General features: G+C 63.8%; 13 protein-coding genes. 6 read left to right on the top strand and 7 right to left on the bottom strand.

All coding sequences use genetic code 11. The features are described 5' to 3' along the window. Positions 1–155: 155 nt before the first annotated feature. From PBR20603_RS07725 to ribA, 4 genes are all read left to right on the top strand, one after another. Positions 156–848, top strand: coding sequence for a GntR family transcriptional regulator (locus PBR20603_RS07725; RefSeq protein ID WP_150558976.1), 693 nt, complete (start codon positions 156–158; stop codon positions 846–848). Between the two features lie 53 nt (positions 849–901). Then, positions 902–2,203, top strand: coding sequence for a dicarboxylate/amino acid:cation symporter (locus PBR20603_RS07730; protein ID WP_217425950.1), 1,302 nt, complete (start codon positions 902–904; stop codon positions 2,201–2,203). Continuing rightward, complete coding sequence (locus tag PBR20603_RS07735; protein WP_150558977.1) at positions 2,200–3,291, top strand: threonine aldolase family protein; 1,092 nt, start codon at positions 2,200–2,202, stop codon at positions 3,289–3,291. Before PBR20603_RS07730 ends, PBR20603_RS07735 begins: the two co-directional genes overlap by 4 nt. 172 nt (positions 3,292–3,463) lie before the next feature. After that, complete coding sequence (ribA, locus tag PBR20603_RS07740) at positions 3,464–4,111, top strand: GTP cyclohydrolase II (RefSeq protein WP_150558978.1); 648 nt, start codon at positions 3,464–3,466, stop codon at positions 4,109–4,111. Positions 4,112–4,161: 50 nt separating this feature from the next. Here the strand turns inward: ribA and PBR20603_RS07745 are convergent, their stop codons facing one another. From PBR20603_RS07745 to PBR20603_RS07775, 7 genes are all read right to left on the bottom strand, one after another. Further along, the gene (locus tag PBR20603_RS07745) at positions 4,162–4,440 is read right to left on the bottom strand and encodes a DUF3325 domain-containing protein (RefSeq protein WP_150558979.1); all 279 of its coding nucleotides are present in this window, start codon (positions 4,438–4,440) and stop codon (positions 4,162–4,164) included. After that, positions 4,437–6,092, bottom strand: coding sequence for a PepSY-associated TM helix domain-containing protein (locus tag PBR20603_RS07750; protein ID WP_150558980.1), 1,656 nt, complete (start codon positions 6,090–6,092; stop codon positions 4,437–4,439). Before PBR20603_RS07750 ends, PBR20603_RS07745 begins: the two co-directional genes overlap by 4 nt. After that, complete coding sequence (locus tag PBR20603_RS07755; protein WP_150558981.1) at positions 6,089–6,400, bottom strand: DUF3649 domain-containing protein; 312 nt, start codon at positions 6,398–6,400, stop codon at positions 6,089–6,091. The genes PBR20603_RS07750 and PBR20603_RS07755 overlap by 4 nt, the downstream gene beginning before the upstream one ends. 12 nt (positions 6,401–6,412) lie before the next feature. After that, the gene (locus PBR20603_RS07760; RefSeq protein ID WP_150558982.1) at positions 6,413–7,159 is read right to left on the bottom strand and encodes a DUF4198 domain-containing protein; all 747 of its coding nucleotides are present in this window, start codon (positions 7,157–7,159) and stop codon (positions 6,413–6,415) included. Between the two features lie 97 nt (positions 7,160–7,256). Next, positions 7,257–9,722, bottom strand: a complete 2,466-nt coding sequence (locus PBR20603_RS07765; protein WP_150558983.1) for a TonB-dependent receptor — start codon at positions 9,720–9,722, stop codon at positions 7,257–7,259. A 115-nt stretch (positions 9,723–9,837) separates the two neighbouring features. Further along, positions 9,838–10,857: a FecR domain-containing protein gene (locus PBR20603_RS07770; RefSeq protein WP_174977836.1), complete on the bottom strand. Its 1,020-nt coding sequence runs from the start codon at positions 10,855–10,857 to the stop codon at positions 9,838–9,840. Positions 10,858–10,885: 28 nt separating this feature from the next. Further along, a complete protein-coding gene (locus PBR20603_RS07775; protein ID WP_150558984.1) occupies positions 10,886–11,404 on the bottom strand; it encodes a sigma-70 family RNA polymerase sigma factor in 519 nt (172 codons plus the stop codon). A gap of 631 nt (positions 11,405–12,035) precedes the next feature. On the opposite strand from PBR20603_RS07775, the gene PBR20603_RS07780 reads away from it, so the two are divergent. After that, positions 12,036–12,383: a hypothetical protein gene (locus PBR20603_RS07780; protein WP_150558985.1), complete on the top strand. Its 348-nt coding sequence runs from the start codon at positions 12,036–12,038 to the stop codon at positions 12,381–12,383. Between the two features lie 319 nt (positions 12,384–12,702). Beyond that, complete coding sequence (gene mgtA, locus PBR20603_RS07785; protein WP_150558986.1) at positions 12,703–15,456, top strand: magnesium-translocating P-type ATPase; 2,754 nt, start codon at positions 12,703–12,705, stop codon at positions 15,454–15,456. The last annotated feature ends 117 nt before the right edge of the window (positions 15,457–15,573 follow it).

Consider the following 15,573-nt stretch of genomic DNA (forward strand, 5'->3'; position numbering starts at 1 on the left):
ACCGCCACTGGGCGCCGTCGATTCTCCGTTGCCGAATCCAAGTCATCGCCAACCGTCGAGGCACCCTGCGGAGTCATCATCGTTTACCCGCAATTTGCTTTGCCGGACAGGTTTTCTCATTGACCGGTAAATTGTTTTTTGCTGGTATACCAGTCATGAACCAGACCCAACGCACCCCTGCCCTGAGCGATTCGGCATACGAGGCCATTCGCGCCCTGATCGTTTCCGGCGAAATTCGCGCGGGCGAAGCGCTATCGGAGCGCGCCCTGTCGGAGCGTTTCGGCATCAGCCGCACGCCGGTGCGCGAGGCGATTCGCACGCTTGCCAACGATGGCCTGCTCGAGATCGTGCCGATGCGCGGCACCTTCGTGCGGCAGCTATCGGTACGGGATCTGAGCGAGATTCACGAAGTCCGGCTCGCCCTCGAAGGCATGGCGGCGTGGCTGGCCGCCCAAAAGGGCGTGACGCCCGCGCTCGAAGCGGTCGCCGTGCGTCTGCGTGCCCTCGATGCACAAGGCGAGCAGGGCTTGCCGCTCGACGTCGACATCACGCAGCGCGTGGGTTGGCAATTCCACGAGGCGATGTTTGCCGCGGCCGACAACGGGCGGCTCACCGAGACCTATCACGCGTTGCGAACCCAGAACGGTCTGGCGCTGCAACGCATTCCGCATTACGACGCCGAGCGCACGCGCGCCGCAGTTCGCGAACACCTCGCGATCTTCGATGCCATTGCCGCCGGGCGTCCCGAGGACGCCCAGCGTCATGTCTGGGACCACCTCACGCACGCCATGCAAGCTCGCTTGCAGGCGCTCGTTCCTCCCGCCGCACCGCCCGGCACCGGGCGTTGAGCCCCCTCTGACAAGCGCGCTGCGTCGCCACGCAATTTCCGGAGATAGTCGTCATGTCGTCACGTTCTGCCAGCAAGAAGCGCCTCATCCCGTTGCCCGTCCAGATGCTGATCGGTCTGGCGCTCGGCATCGGCTGCGGCATGGTCGCCCCGGCGCTCGCCACCAAGCTCATGCCTGTGGGCACCGCGTTCGTGCAGGCCGTCAAGATGATCGTCGTGCCGCTCGTTTTCACGGCGATCACACTCGGCATTTATCAGATGGGACACAACGCCCGCGCACTCGGACGTGTCTCGGCTATCAGTCTCATCTACTTCTTCATCGCAACGCTGGTCTCGATCGTGATTGGGCTCGGCCTCAACGCGATCTTCCGCCCCGGGCTCGGGGCGAACCTCGCGGCGGCACATGCGTCGGCCAAACCGATCGCCGCCTCGGTCGACTGGACCAAGTTCTTCCTGGACATGATTCCGTCGAATATCTTTGCGGCGATGAGCGGCAGCAATCTGTTGCCGGTGCTTGTCTTCGCCGTGCTGCTCGGGCTGGCGCTCTCCGCTATCGGCGAGCGCGCCAAGCCGCTCGTGGGCGTGCTCGACGCCCTCATGGGGGCCGTGTTCAAGCTGACGGACTGGATCATTTCGCTCTCGCCGCTCGCGATCTTCGCGATCATTTCGTGGCTGTTCGCAACGCAGGGCGTCGGCACGATCCTCGCGCTCGTCAAGCTCGTGGGCACGATGTATCTCGGCCTCGGGGTGCTGCTGGTACTGTTCTGGATTCTGCTCAAGGCCATTGGCGAAAAGCCGCTTGAGACGACGCGCGCCATCGGTGAGCCGGTGATTCTCGCATTCGCCACGCGCTCGTCGGAAGCCACGCTGCCGCTGCACATGGAGAAGCTCATCGGCATGGGCGTGCCCAAGGCGATTGCCTCGGTCGTGCTGCCGCTCGGTTATGCGTTCAACCGCGACGGCTCGATCATGTACTTCGCACTGGCCGTCGGCTTTCTGGCCGATGCCTATCACGTGCCGCTCGACATGCCGACGCTGCTCTCCATCGTGCTCGTCACCACGCTCGCGAGCAAAGGCAGCGCGAACGTGCCTTCGGGCGGGCTGGTGGCCATCGCCATGGTGCTCACGACCATCGGCGTGCCGATCGAAGCGCTCGCGATCATTGCAGGTGTCGATGCCTTTCTCGACATGGGCCGTACTGCCATCAACGTATTCAGCAATACCGTGGCCATCAAGCTCGTCATGAAGCTCGCCGGCATTCCGTACGAGTCGCCCGAGGCCGTGCAGGCGGCGCTCGCCGCCGAGTCGGCGAGCGCGAACGCAGGCAGCCATGCCCACGGTCAGGAGTTCGCATGACATCAGGGAATACCGAACGCTTCATCGATTTGCGAAGCGATACCGTCACCCGTCCCACGGCATGGATGTGGGAGGCGATGCAGACCGCTTCGCTGGGTGACGACACGCTCGAGGGCGACCCCACGGTACGCGCCCTCGAACATCTCGCGGCGGTCATGACCGGGAAGGAGGAGGCGATGTTCGTCGTCTCCGGCACGATGGGCAATCTGATCGCGTCGCTGTGTCATGCCACGCGCGGCGGCGAAGCCGTGATCGACGCGCAGGCGCACATGGCGAAATCGGAGGCGGGCGGCATGTCGCGGCTCGCCCATCTGTTTCCGGTGCTGATTCCGTCCGTGCGCGGCGAGATGGATCTCGATCAACTGGCCGGGGCGTTGCGTCCCGGCTTTTCGCGTTACGGGCAGCCCACGGCGATGGTGGGTGTCGAGTCGACGCATAACCACTCGGGCGGCTACGTGCCTTCGCTGGCGTATCTAGCCGATGTGCACGCGTTGGCGTTGCGTGCAAGTGTGCCGGTGCATATGGATGGGGCACGCATATTCAACGCGGCCGCCGCGCTGAGTGTCGACGTCGCGCAAATTGCCGCCCATTGCGAAAGCCTGACGTTCTGCCTGTCGAAGGGACTCTCGGCGCCAATGGGCGCGATGCTCGCCGGCTCACACGCGATGATCGAACAGGCGCGCACGTTCCGGCGCATGACCGGGGGCGGTTTGCGGCAGGCAGGCATCATGGCCGCAGCGGGCAAGGTGGCGCTGGAGACGATGGTCACGCGTCTGGCCGAGGACAACCGGCGTGCGCAGCGCCTGTGGACGGGGCTCGCAGCGATCGATCCTCAATTAGTGGATGCTGTGCCGTCCAACAGCAATATCGTGCGGTTGCGCGTGGCGGAGCAGCGGGAGCGCAATCCCAAAGCGTGGGAGGCGGCGCTGGCGAAACACGGTGTTCTGGCGCGCGCGAGCGGCACTGCCACGCTGCGGCTGGTCACGCACCGTCACATCGGTGACGACGACATCGAAGAAACCATCGCGGCCGTTGCCTCCATACGCGACGCATTCGCGGCGAGCGCCGCGCCCCTTGGCGGACTTTGAGCGCATCTGACGAGGCGCGCCGGGGCTGCGTTAGCCGATTCGGCAGCGGCGTGCAACAGTGTGTTGCACGCCGCTGCCGGCTGAAAATTGGAAATGGCGGTACACTCCGAGCACACGCCTCCGCTGTGCGGTGGCACGCGACTCTCCAATTTCGGCCCGTTTGAACGTCATCATGAAGTCCCCTGGTAATGCCTCTGCCACGCCCGCGTGCGACGCTGGCGAATGCGTCGAGCTTGTCGCCACCGCGACCCTGCCGACCCGCTATGGCACTTTCACGTCCCACGCGTTTCGCGTCAAAGGCAGCAACAACGAGCATCTCGCGCTGGTCATGGGCGATGTGTCGACCGACGCGCCGACGCTGGTGCGTCTGCATTCGGAATGCCTGACGGGGGACGTATTCGGGTCCTATCGCTGCGATTGCGGGGAACAACTCGACTCGGGCATGCGCAAGATCGCCGAAGAAGGACGCGGCGTTATGCTGTATCTGCGTGGTCATGAAGGGCGCGGCATCGGCTTGAGCAACAAGATTCGCGCGTACCTGCTGCAAGAGCAGGGCCGCGATACCGTCGAAGCGAACCTCGATCTGGGCCTGCCGGACGACGCTCGCGAATACGACTCGGCTGCCGCCATCCTGCGCATTCTCGGCGTGCGTTCGGTGCGTCTCATGAGCAACAATCCGAAGAAATTCGATACGCTCGCGAAGCACGGCATCCCCGTGTGCGAGCGCGTGACGCTCGACATTCCGATGCGCGAAGAAAACGAGCGCTATATCCGCACCAAGCAAGCGAAGTTCGGGCACTACTTCGAAGAGAACGAGTAAGGGCGTGCCGACCGCACCGGCCGGCACTTCCCGACGTCAAATGCCGCGGGTCAGCGCGGCCTGCGGCGCGCTGCCACGATCAGTGCGAGATACACCAGACCGGCCGCCATGCTGGTCTGGCCGCTGAAGTTCACCAGCCCGAACCCCCATCCCTGATTGGTGACGCTCACGCCGAGCGACACGACCAACGCTGTCCATCCAATGCGGCGGTATTGACGCGTGCGCACGCGCGAGACGCCGTTGAACAGCGTCTCCTGCTGACGTCCGCTCGCCAGTGCCAGTGCGGCGAACCCGGCCACACAGATCGCAAACGTGCAGAGATGCGTCATGCGCGGTCCTCGTTCAACATAGTATTGACCGTCGCCTTGGGGGCCTGTGCTGTCTTTGCCGCCCGCGCCGGCCTCGTTTTCGGCGTGTGCCAGGCGGTGCGCAGCGCGAGCCATGCGTGCAGTGCGGCCAGCGCCAACATCATCAGGTCCACGCCTGCATAGACCCAATCGCCTGCCGCCAGACTGTGCCGGAGGCCGCGCGACGTAGTGACGGCGTTGAGCACTGGCAGTAATGCCAGCAACGCGGCAGCGACCCACAACAGTTCGATCCACGCGCGCCTGGCCGGACGCACCAGCGCGTAAAGCAGCGCGGCAGCCCACACCCCAAAGAACACGTCGACTTCCGAAGCGCTGCGTCCTGCGGCGTCTGCGGGAATCAGACGATTTCCCCACAGGAACGCGGTCATCGCGACCGAAAGCCCTGCAATCGCCGTGATGTTCAGCCGCTCGACTACATGAAAACCGAAGTGCGGCCGCGCCGAGTCCTGCCGTTTGTTGCGACGTTTCACGGTCCACATCACCAGTCCGGTGCCGACCATCGCCGTACCGCCCAGACTGACGAGGAAGTACAACCAGCGCAGATGAAGGTCGCTGAAGCGTCCGAGGTGCAGCGCATACATGACGCCGCGTGTCTCGGCTGCCGCACCGACGTTGTCCTTCACGTCGATCAGCTCGCCGGTCGTGCCGTTGAAAAGCAGGTACTGCGGACTCATCGACACGCGCGTAGCTTCGCCGCGTGTGACGGCGACACGTGCAGCGGCGTCGCCGGGGGTCGTAACGATGACGCGTCCTACGTCGTGCGTGCCCCAGCGGGCCTGGGCCTGTCGCACCATCGCGTCAATGGGGGCGAGCGGCCGAGGCTCGCCGACAGCGTGACCCAGTGGCGCAAACGCACTCAACTGCGCACTCATCTGTGCGCGTTCGACTGGCGTCTTGAGGGCGACCTGACCGCCCCACGGCATGTACATCGCCATGAGGGTGACGAGGCCGGTGTACGTGATCATCAGGTGGAAGGGCAGGCCGAAGACCGAAAGCGCATTGTGGGCGTCGAGCCACGAGCGCTGCCCCTTGCCCCACCGGAAGGTGAAGAAGTCGATGAAGATTTTCTTGTGCGTAATCACGCCACTGATGATTGCCACCAACATGAACATGGCGCACAAGCCTGCAAGCCAGCGTCCCCACATCACCGGAAGCGGATGGAATTGGAAGTGAAAGCGATAGAAGAAGTCGCCCCCGAGCGTTGCACGTGCCTTGAGCGTTTGTCCCGTCACCGGATCGAACGTCGCCTCTTCAAACGTGCGACCGCTGCCTTCCTTGCCAACCGCGGGCGCGTTGCGCCAGAACACACTGGCGACCGGGTTGCGTTCGGTCGGAAGGTAGATGCTCCATTGCGGGCTGCCCGCGGCGCGCGTCGTCAACTGGTTGCTGACCGCTTGCGCGACCGAGGCCGAATCGGGGAGCGCCTGCTGGTGAGGCATTTCGGGGCGCATCCATTGAGATAGCTCGTCTTTGAAGTAACTTACCGTGCCCGTGAGGAACATGGCGTACAGCAGCCAGCCGACGAGCAAGCCGGCCCATGTGTGCAGATCGGACATCGTCTGCCGGATGCCACGGCCCTGCGGTTCGTTTTTCGCTGTATTGGCCGCTGTCATGCGGCACCTCCGCCGATCAGCCCCGACGACACCGCCCACGCGGCGAGCGCGAGCGGTGCGGCAACGGCGAGCAGACCGGCCCAGGCGCGCCATGCGCTACGCACGGCGAACACCCAGACGACCGCGCCGGCATAGATGGCGAAGCTCACCAGCATGCCGGTGATGACCGCCTGAGATTTGTCCATTGGCAACGCGAGAACGGCAACGCTCGCCAGGGCGGCGGCGATGTAGCCGCCGCCGATGGCCGCAACGATGCGGGAGACGAGCGCGCCAATGTTGGCAAACGCCGCGCGACGAACCTGAGCCATGATGCGAGTCGCCTATTTGTTGGGCGTGGCGGCCGGACCGGCCGGGAGCGGTTCGATGCCGTCCGCTTGCATGACGGTCGTGGTCGTCACGTAGCTCACGCCCTGGTAACGCTCGGCTCCCTTGGCACCCGTGCGCTCGCCCGGCGTCTTGTCCGTGTGGCTGACTTCGGCAACATACATGCCCTTCCACGGCATGTCGAAGGTGACGATGCCATGACCATCGGTATGGGCTTCCTTGGCCCAGCCAGACTGGGTGACGAACGACACCTTCGCCTTGGGCAGCGGCTTGCCCTGGAAGAACAACTGGAATTCACCCGGTTTGCCGGCCGGCACCAGATCGAGCGCCAGTTGCGGCTTTTGCTTCGAGAAGTCCGTGGCCAGACGCGCCGACGGGCGGTACCAGTTTGTGACTTCCTGACCGTCGCGCTTGAAGGTGAAGAGCGGGTAATGGGTGTCTTCCGCCACGAGGGCTTCACCGGCGCCGGCCTTGAACGGCAGGGCGAAGCCGTTCGCCGTTTTCGAGGCTTCGGCCGTCTTCTCGCCCTGTGCGGAGGTCAGCGTGCCGGTAGGCGCAACGAACTTGTCGAGCAGGCCCGGCGAGGTTTCGCGCAGGTTTTCACCGAACTCGCCGAAGCGGATCACGGCGTTCTGGCCGGCGCTCTGCTCGATCCAGATCTGATGCGCCTGTGCGGTGCCGGCCATGGCGGCGAGTGCCGCGAATGTCAGTAACGTCAGTCGGCGGGAGGCAGTCTTCTTCATAGCGGTTTCCTTGCTGAAGTGGCTAACGGGGTAAAGAGCAGGGTAAAAAGCACGGTAAAAAGCAGGGCGAAACATGAGGGCGACATATCGGTCTTCCTCAGAAGTCGATCTGCGCGGACAGCAGGAACGTGCGCGGCGCGGCCACGGTGGCGTAGGTGCCGCTCATGAGCCAGTAGTTGGCATTGAACAGGTTCTCAATGTTGGCGCGGTACACGACAGACTTGCCCGCGACACGCGCGCGATAACGTGCACCGATGTCGTAACGGGTCCACGCGGGCAACGCGAGCGTGTTCGACGCGTTGAAGGCCATGCGCGACGTGTTGATGATGCGGCCATTCAACGAGAGCCCCGGCACCCAGGGCGTATCCCAGTCGACCCCAGCGTTGAAGGCCCGCTTGGGCACGCCGTTGGCATCGTTGCCGTCGTTCGCGCCGCCCGCCGTCTTGGTGAGTTTGGCGTCGTAGAAGGTGGCGCTGGCCATCAGACGCAGCCCCTGGATGACTTCGCCATAGGCCGACACTTCGAGGCCACGGTTGCGTTGTTCGCCGTCGAAGCTGTAGATGTTGGTGGCCGGATCGGTGATCGCGTTCGGACGTTGCACCTGGAAGATCGAGACCATCGTCGTCACCCGTCCCCAGTCGGCCTTCACGCCCGCTTCGTACTGCTTGGACTTGTACGGCGGGAATGCCTGACCGGCGTTGCGGGCGGTAGCCGGGGCGATGCCGCCGCGCGACAGGCCCGACGTGAAGTTCGCGTACACCGAGATGTTCTGCCGCGGCTTGACGACGATGCCGGCGAGCGGCGATACGGCGCTCTGGTCGTAGCTCGACGTCAGTGCACCGTTGGCGGTGTTGAAGTTATCGAGTGCGACGCGTTGATGACGCAGACCCCCGGTGAGCAGCAAGCGATCGTTGAAGAACGACAGCGTGTCGGTGACGGCGATACTCGTCAACGCCGATTCGGAGGCCTTCGTCGGATCGGTGCGAGGGGCGTTCACGACCGGCAGCGGCGACGGGTTATAGATATTTGAGGGCACCAACGCCGAGCCCGGCACGTAGGCGTTTCCGGCATCCTGCTCGAGCCGCGAGGCCTGCACTGTGAGCGTGTGGCTAATGTCGAACGTTCTGAACGCCGCACGCGCGCCCGCGTCCGCCGTACGTGAACGTGTGTACGAGTCGTAGTACGAGTTCATCACGGTGAAGTTGCCGAGGGCGTCGGCGGGGCCGCTCGGGAAGGTCTGGTATGCGGTGGCATAGTGGTAGCCCACGGCGCCCCAGACCGTCACGTTGTGCAGCACGTCGTATTCGAGACGCGTCGTCACGGCCGAATCGTGTAGGTGCAGTTCGCTGCCCGGATAGAAGTTGCGGTAGCCCGAGGGCGCCTCCGGAATGCGCGTGACCGACGACTGGAAGCCGATTTGCGGACGGAAGTTGTCGTCGCCTTCGTGTTGTGTGTAGGCGTCGAGCGTCCAGCGCAAGCGCCGGCCGGTGTAGTCGAGTCCGACGGCGCCGAAGCCGATGCTTTGCTTGCCGTTATCGAGCGTGGTATTCCCGTTGCGATAAACGCCGTTCACGCGCACGCCCCACTCTTGGTTCTCGCCGAAGCGACGGCCGACGTCGGCTTCCACACCCAGTTGCGACTTGCTCTGGAAGGTGGTCGTCAGACGCGTGAGCGGTTCGCTCGCGGCGCGCTTGGTCACCACGTTGATCGCCCCGCCGATGCTGCCACTCGGGCCGATGCCGTTCATCAGCGTGCCCGGCCCCTTGAGCACTTCCACACGCTCGACGATGGCGGCGGGCACCCGGCTTGCAGAGGCCATGCCGTACAGGCCGTTTAGGCCCACATCGCTGCTCGACACCGTGTAGCCGCGAATCTGAAAGTCCTCGCCGAAACCGCCGCTCGAGGTCAGCATGCGCACCGACGATTCGTTGATGACGACATCGGCGAGCGTGCGTGCCTGCTGGTCACGCATCATTTGCTCGGTGTAGTTCATCGTGCTGAACGGCACGTCCATCGCATCGGCCGAGCCCAATATGCCAAGGCCGCCGCCGCGGGCGATCTGGCCGCCCGCGTACGCGGGTTGCAGGCCGTTGTCGTAAGCGGCGGCAGTGACGTTGACGGCGGGCAGCATGATGGCGCTGTCCGCCGCGGTGCCGTGGGCGGCGGGCTGAATCAGATAGCTGCCGTTCGATTGCGGCACCACGTCGACCCCCGTGCCGGCCACGAGCGTTTCGAGCCCGTTGCGCGGCGTGTACGTGCCTTTGAGGCCGCTGCTATGACGTCCCGCAGTGACTTCGGGCTTGAAGGACAGCATGATGCCCGCATCGCGTCCGAAGCGGCTCAGGACGTCTTCGAGCGAGCCGGCCGGGATGTCGAAAGCACGGGCGCCAGATGTGGTGGCGCTTTGCGCGTGGGCGGTGAGCGGTGTGAACGATGCCGCGCCGATAGGGACGGCGACGGCCGCACCCAGGGCAATGCGACCCAATGCGCAGGCCAGCCGCGTGCGGCGGTGTACCCGATGTGGTTGGCGTGGCTGGTGTTGCAGCCCCCGGACGTGACCCATGATCTGACCTTTCGTGTGGAAGAAGAGTGGTAGTGCTCGTCCTCCATGACCCGCGAAAAATCGAAACGGATCACCTTTTTCAAAGAAATTTTCGGTTGTGCCGATTGACGGCGAATTACGCCGGCATCAGGCGGATTTCACGGGCGCCCCAGAATCGTGTGACCGACTCGGTTCGCACCGCGAGCGTGGTGCCGAGCGTGTCGAGCACCTTGCCGACGTCGTCGAGCGGAAAAGTGCCCGACACGCGCAAGTTCGCGACACTGGCATCGCACGAGAGCGACGCGTTGCTGTAACGCGCCAGCTCGGCAATGAAATCCGCGAGCCGCATGCTGCGTGCCACGATGAAGCCTTCGGCCCATGCGGCGTCGCCTGCCAGAGCGTCGCTCGGTTCCGAAATACTGTCTGCCGTGTAGCTGGCATGCATGCCGGAACGCAAGATAAGGGACTGCGCGGGCTTGGCTCGCGGACGAATTTCGACCGCGTCCTGATAGACACTCACATGCGTGCCGTCTTCAAATTGCCTCACCGTGTAGCGGGTGCCGAGAGCATGTGCAGTGCCTTGCGATGTCTCGACGAGAAAGGGGCGCGGGGGCACATGGGTGTCCGGCGCCGTGGTAATCAGCACCTCACCGGTAATCAGTCTGACGCGACGCTCGTTCTCTCGATAAGCGATGTCGACTGCGCTGTCGGTGTTGAGCACGAGTTGCGTGCCGTCGGTGAGTTGCAGCGAGCGCCGTTCGCCGACGGCCGTGCGAACGTCTGCTGACCAGCGTTGCCCCGCCGACGAATGCCACAAGCCCCACGTACCGCTGCCCGCAAAGAGAAGCAGGGCGAGCGCCTTTACCGCGCGTCGGCGCTGCTTTGATGCGGGCGGCGCCAACGCCGCCTGTGCGATACCCGCTTCCACGGGGGCGGCGAGCGGCGCCAACTTGCCTTTGACGGACTCAATGCGCTGCCAGGCCCGTTCGTGATCGGGATGCGCTTCGCGCCACTGCTGCCACTCGGCGATGCGCTGCGGCGAGATGCCGTCGCTTTGCCATTCGATGAGCCACTCGACGGCGCGCTCGGCGACTTCGGCCGGCACGGTGGCGGCGTCGGCGGTGGCGTCGTACCAGGTCGAACGAATGGTGGGCATCGGGTCGTCTCTCGCGGTCACTTCAGCGTCAGCCGAGGAACGACAGGTCGGCGAAGTAGCATCGCTGCAATGCCTTGGCGAGGTATCGCTTGACCGTCGGGATCGAGACGCCGAGTGTCTGCGCGACTTGCGCATGTGTCTGACCGTCAAGCTGTGAGTGCAGAAATGCTCGCCGGACGATGTCCGGCAGGCCATCGAGCAGACGATCGAGTTCCAGCAGCGTTTCCAACACCATTGCCCGTGTTTCGGGCGACCATTCGACATCGCGCGGCACGTGAGCGAGCGCTTCGAGATAGGCGCGTTCCAGCTTCTGACGGCGCCAGTGATTGGAGACGAGATTCTGCGCGACCGTCGTGAGATACGCGCGAGGCTCGTCGAATATGGCCGGAACCCGATCGCTGCCCAGCAAGCGCACGAAGGTGTCGTGTGCGATGTCGGCGGCCTGCTCGGCACTTCCCAGACGCCGATGCAGCCAGCCCTTCAGCCAGGAGTGGTGATGGCTATACAGCAGTTCGACAGTGGAGGGGAGGGTGCCCGGTGTTTGCATGATCCTAAGTCTGATGTCCGACCCACTCACGACGCGCTGGACCAGCGCGAGCCCTGGTAACGGTCATGCCGTCGTTGAGACGAGTGCCAATAATTTGGTAATGATAATCATTATTAATATCGAATGGGAAATATCCTTATCAATGCCAAGTGATTTGCGAGGACGCCGATATATCGTCGAGGGCGTAGGGCCGGGGGCGCGCTCAAGCCCGTCCCGTGGCCGTGACCGGCGATGAGGGCCTTAATCGCTGGGCAAATTCTCAACTGAGTTGCGGTGCAACAATTTGTGCTTGACGCTGCAATTTGGCCTCAGTTACCATCCGCCCTGTCTTCAATTTAAGGGGTTGTCCGTGAATTCCGATGCCAGTAGTAGTCGACCGTTGATCGACTGATTGCCTGAGGATCCACAGCCTTCCCTGTGCCGCGTCCTCATGCAGGATGCGGTGTCTCGCGCCAACAAACGCTCTTCCTGAGCGTTACGTCTCCGGCGCAGTTCCCGCAGAAATTCCACCGTTGTGCCCGTGATGGGCGTTGTCGTCTTGCGCATGCGTTTAGCATCGAGACGGCGCGCGCACGAGCCGACCGTTCATGCCGCGTACGGTAAGGACGATTCGCAGCCATGCGAGGAAGTCATGCGAGTTTTTCAAACGTTTCAGGTTTTTCAAAGCCAACCGACACGCACCGCCCCGGTGTCGCGTCTGACCATCGTCTGCCTGGCCGATGCCCTAGGGGCACTGCGCAAGCAGATGTTCATCGATCTCACGGCACTCGGGCTTCGCGCCACACACGTCAGCATTACGCGCTGGAGCGATCGCGACGAAGCTGCCGCTACCGTCACACTCGACTGCCCGCTCGCTTCGCGCGCGTCGCTCACGTCGCTCGTCATGCGGCTGTCCGGCGAGCATAGCGTTCGCCGTGTGTTCTGGTCCGACGATGGTGCACGTCGTGCGCCCGCCGGCACGATGCCCGCGCACGCGTAGTGCACGGGTTTCTGATTGATACGCCATTTCCTTGCCGCGCAGCGCAATAGCGTCTGCCGGTGTACCGAATAGTGAAAACCCAGGAGTCCGATATGGAAGATGGAAGTAGCCGAATGAGGCCCGTCGGAACCGCGCGCGCAGCGCGCGGACTTCCGGCGGGCGATCCGATGCCAGACCCAAGAATTTTCGTTATTACCGACCGCGCGCCGCGCGGCGCGGCTGGGTGCGTTCGCGCTTTTTTCCGGAGACATGAGATCCGGTAGCGCTTGACGAGACCGGCCGGCCGCCATGCCAGCGTAAGCCGTGCCAGGAAATCGTCATGACTAAAAACCTTCGCTCGCGCCATAAACAGCGCGGCTTCGTCGAACATTCGACAACATCCGACCTGCCGCTCTCGGGCCCCGACGCCGTTGCCCGGCTCGCGACCGAGCCGCTGCAGGACGTTCTCCACACCCTCGGGACCGACGTGAGTGGCCTCACGCTCGCCGATGTCGGCCAGCGACAGACGCGCTATGGCCCCAACGAAATTGCGCACGACAAGCCGCCCCACTGGACGGTGCAACTGTTCTTCGCCTTCAAGAACCCGTTCGTGATGGTGCTGCTGGCACTTGCCACGGTCAGCTTCTTCACCGACGTCTACTTCGCTGACCCGGACGACAAAGACTACAAGGGCATCATCATCCTGTTGACGATGGTGACAATCAGCGGCCTGCTGCGCTTCTTCTCGGAGTTCCGCTCGCTGCGCGCGGCCGAGAAGCTCAAGGCGATGGTGCGCACGACGGCCACCGTACGCCGCCGTGTGACAGTCTCCGGGGAGTCGGAACGTCACGAAGTCGCCATGCGCGAGTTGGTCGTGGGTGACATCGTGACGTTGCAGGCGGGCGATATGATTCCGGCCGACCTGCGTCTGATCGAATCTCGTGACCTGTTCATCAGTCAGGCAGTGCTGACCGGCGAGGCGCTGCCCGTCGAGAAGTACGACACGCTGGGGGCTGTCGCGCAGAAGTCGGCGGAGATTGCCGCCGGGCAGGGCAAAGCGAACCTGCTCGAGCTGTCGAACGCCTGCTTCATGGGGACCAATGTGGTGAGCGGTACGGCCACCGGCGTGGTTGTCGCGACGGGAGGGGACACCTATTTCGGCGCGCTGGCGAAGAACGTGGTGAGCCATAAGCGTGTCGAGACGAGCTTCGACCGGGGTGTGAACAGCGTGAGCTGGCTGCTTATCCGCTTCATGCTGGTGATGGTGCCGGTCGTCTTCATGATTAACGGCCTGACCAAGGGCGACTGGCTGAGCGCATTGACGTTCGCACTGGCCGTCGCCGTTGGTCTGACGCCGGAAATGCTGCCCATGATCGTGAGCGCCAATCTGGCGCGCGGCGCACTGGCGATGGCGCGCCGCAAGGTGGTGGTCAAGCGGCTGAACTCCGTCCAGAACTTCGGCGCCATGGACGTGCTCTGCACCGACAAGACCGGCACGCTCACGCAAGACCGCATCATCCTCGAGCAGCATCTCGACGTGACGGGCGACGTGCAGGAGGATGTGCTTCGGCTTGGCTGGCTCAACAGCTACCACCAAAGCGGTCAACGCAATCTGATCGATGTCGCGATCATCCGCCGCGCCAACGAGATCGGCGACGCCGTGCAACCGCGCACGTTCGCCAAGATCGACGAACTGCCGTTCGACTTCGTGCGCCGGCGTTTGTCGGTCGTGGTGGCCAACGAGCGCGGCGAGCACCTGATGGTGACCAAGGGCGCTGTCGAAGAAATGCTGTCCGTCTCCACGCATGTGAAGACCCCGCAGGGCGTGCGAGCGCTCGACGACACCGCCCGCGCCATGTTGCTGGCGCGCGCCGAAGCCTACAACGAAGATGGCTTCCGTGTGCTCGTTGTCGCCACCCGTGACATTCCGGCGGGTGAGACGAAGACGCAATACAAGACATCTGATGAGGCGGGCCTGATGGTCTGCGGCTTCCTGACGTTCCTCGATCCGCCCAAGGATTCGGCCGCACCCGCCATTGCCGCGCTGCGCGAGCATGGCGTGACGGTGAAGGTGCTGACGGGCGATAACCCCATCGTCACGATGAATGTGTGCCGTCAGGTGGGCATTGAGCCGGGCACGCCCTTGTTGGGTTCGGACATTGAGCCGATGGACGACACCCGGCTGCGCGAGGTGGTCGGCCGCACGACGGTGTTCGCAAAACTGGCGCCGCTGCACAAGGCGCGCGTGGTCAAGGCATTGCAGGCGAATGGCCACACGGTGGGTTTCCTGGGGGACGGTATCAACGACGCCCCCGCATTGCGCGATGCCGACGTTGGCATTTCGGTGGACACCGGCGCCGATATCGCCAAGGAGACCGCCGATATCATCCTGCTCGAAAAGAGCCTGATGGTGCTGGAAGAGGGCGTCATCAAGGGCCGCGAGACGTTCGGCAACATCCTCAAGTACCTGAACATGACGGCCAGCTCGAACTTCGGCAACGTGTTCTCGGTGCTGGTGGCGAGCGCGTTCCTGCCGTGGCAGCCGATGCTCGCGATGCAACTGCTCGTGCAGAACCTCGTGTACGACATTTCGCAAATGTTCTTGCCGTGGGATCGCATGGACCCGGAATTCCTCAAGAAGCCGCGCAAGTGGGATGCTGGCAACATCCGGCGCTTCATGTTGTGGCTTGGACCTACCTCGTCGGTGTTCGACATCACGACCTACGCTCTGATGTGGACCGTCTTCGGTGCGGGAGCGCTGTATCACGCGCATGGCGGAGATGCCGGGCAGGTCATCATGAACTCGGGTTGGTTTGTCGAAGGGTTGGTGTCGCAAACGCTCGTGGTGCACCTGCTGCGCACGCAGAAGATCCCGTTCCTGCAAAGCACGCCGGCGCTGCCGATCATGCTGTCCACGTCGGTGGCGATTGCGCTTGCCTGCTGGCTGCCGTACTCGCCGTTCGCCGAGGCGCTGGGCTTTGTCGCGCTGCCGGGTTCGTACTTCTACTGGCTCGTGGCGACCATGCTCGGATACATCGCGCTGGCCCAGGTGGTCAAGACGATCTACATCCGCCGCTTTGGCCGCTGGTTCTGACGGAGCCCCGAGCGGTACCAAACACACATTGACCTGAGGCGACGCTCCCGCCCGGCAGGGCGGGGATGGCGCCCTACACGTACGCTCCGGGACTATGAACGGGGCGTAACACACAAA

It is taken from the genome of Pandoraea bronchicola (assembly GCF_902459805.1).
GTDB lineage: Bacteria > Pseudomonadota > Gammaproteobacteria > Burkholderiales > Burkholderiaceae > Pandoraea > Pandoraea bronchicola.

Excerpts from the sequence above, each read along its gene's own strand:
- PBR20603_RS07765 (WP_150558983.1), bottom strand. The coding sequence starts at position 9,722 with ATGGGTCACGTCCGGGGGCTGCAACACCAGCCACGCCAACCACATCGG.
- PBR20603_RS07730 (WP_217425950.1), top strand. The coding sequence starts at position 902 with ATGTCGTCACGTTCTGCCAGCAAGAAGCGCCTCATCCCGTTGCCCGTC.
- PBR20603_RS07735 (WP_150558977.1), top strand. The coding sequence starts at position 2,200 with ATGACATCAGGGAATACCGAACGCTTCATCGATTTGCGAAGCGATACC.
- PBR20603_RS07780 (WP_150558985.1), top strand. The coding sequence starts at position 12,036 with ATGCGAGTTTTTCAAACGTTTCAGGTTTTTCAAAGCCAACCGACACGC.
- ribA (WP_150558978.1), top strand. The coding sequence starts at position 3,464 with ATGAAGTCCCCTGGTAATGCCTCTGCCACGCCCGCGTGCGACGCTGGC.
- PBR20603_RS07760 (WP_150558982.1), bottom strand. The coding sequence starts at position 7,159 with ATGAAGAAGACTGCCTCCCGCCGACTGACGTTACTGACATTCGCGGCA.
- PBR20603_RS07725 (WP_150558976.1), top strand. The coding sequence starts at position 156 with ATGAACCAGACCCAACGCACCCCTGCCCTGAGCGATTCGGCATACGAG.
- PBR20603_RS07755 (WP_150558981.1), bottom strand. The coding sequence starts at position 6,400 with ATGGCTCAGGTTCGTCGCGCGGCGTTTGCCAACATTGGCGCGCTCGTC.
- PBR20603_RS07750 (WP_150558980.1), bottom strand. The coding sequence starts at position 6,092 with ATGACAGCGGCCAATACAGCGAAAAACGAACCGCAGGGCCGTGGCATC.
- PBR20603_RS07745 (WP_150558979.1), bottom strand. The coding sequence starts at position 4,440 with ATGACGCATCTCTGCACGTTTGCGATCTGTGTGGCCGGGTTCGCCGCA.
- PBR20603_RS07770 (WP_174977836.1), bottom strand. The coding sequence starts at position 10,857 with ATGCCCACCATTCGTTCGACCTGGTACGACGCCACCGCCGACGCCGCC.
- PBR20603_RS07775 (WP_150558984.1), bottom strand. The coding sequence starts at position 11,404 with ATGCAAACACCGGGCACCCTCCCCTCCACTGTCGAACTGCTGTATAGC.
- mgtA (WP_150558986.1), top strand. The coding sequence starts at position 12,703 with ATGACTAAAAACCTTCGCTCGCGCCATAAACAGCGCGGCTTCGTCGAA.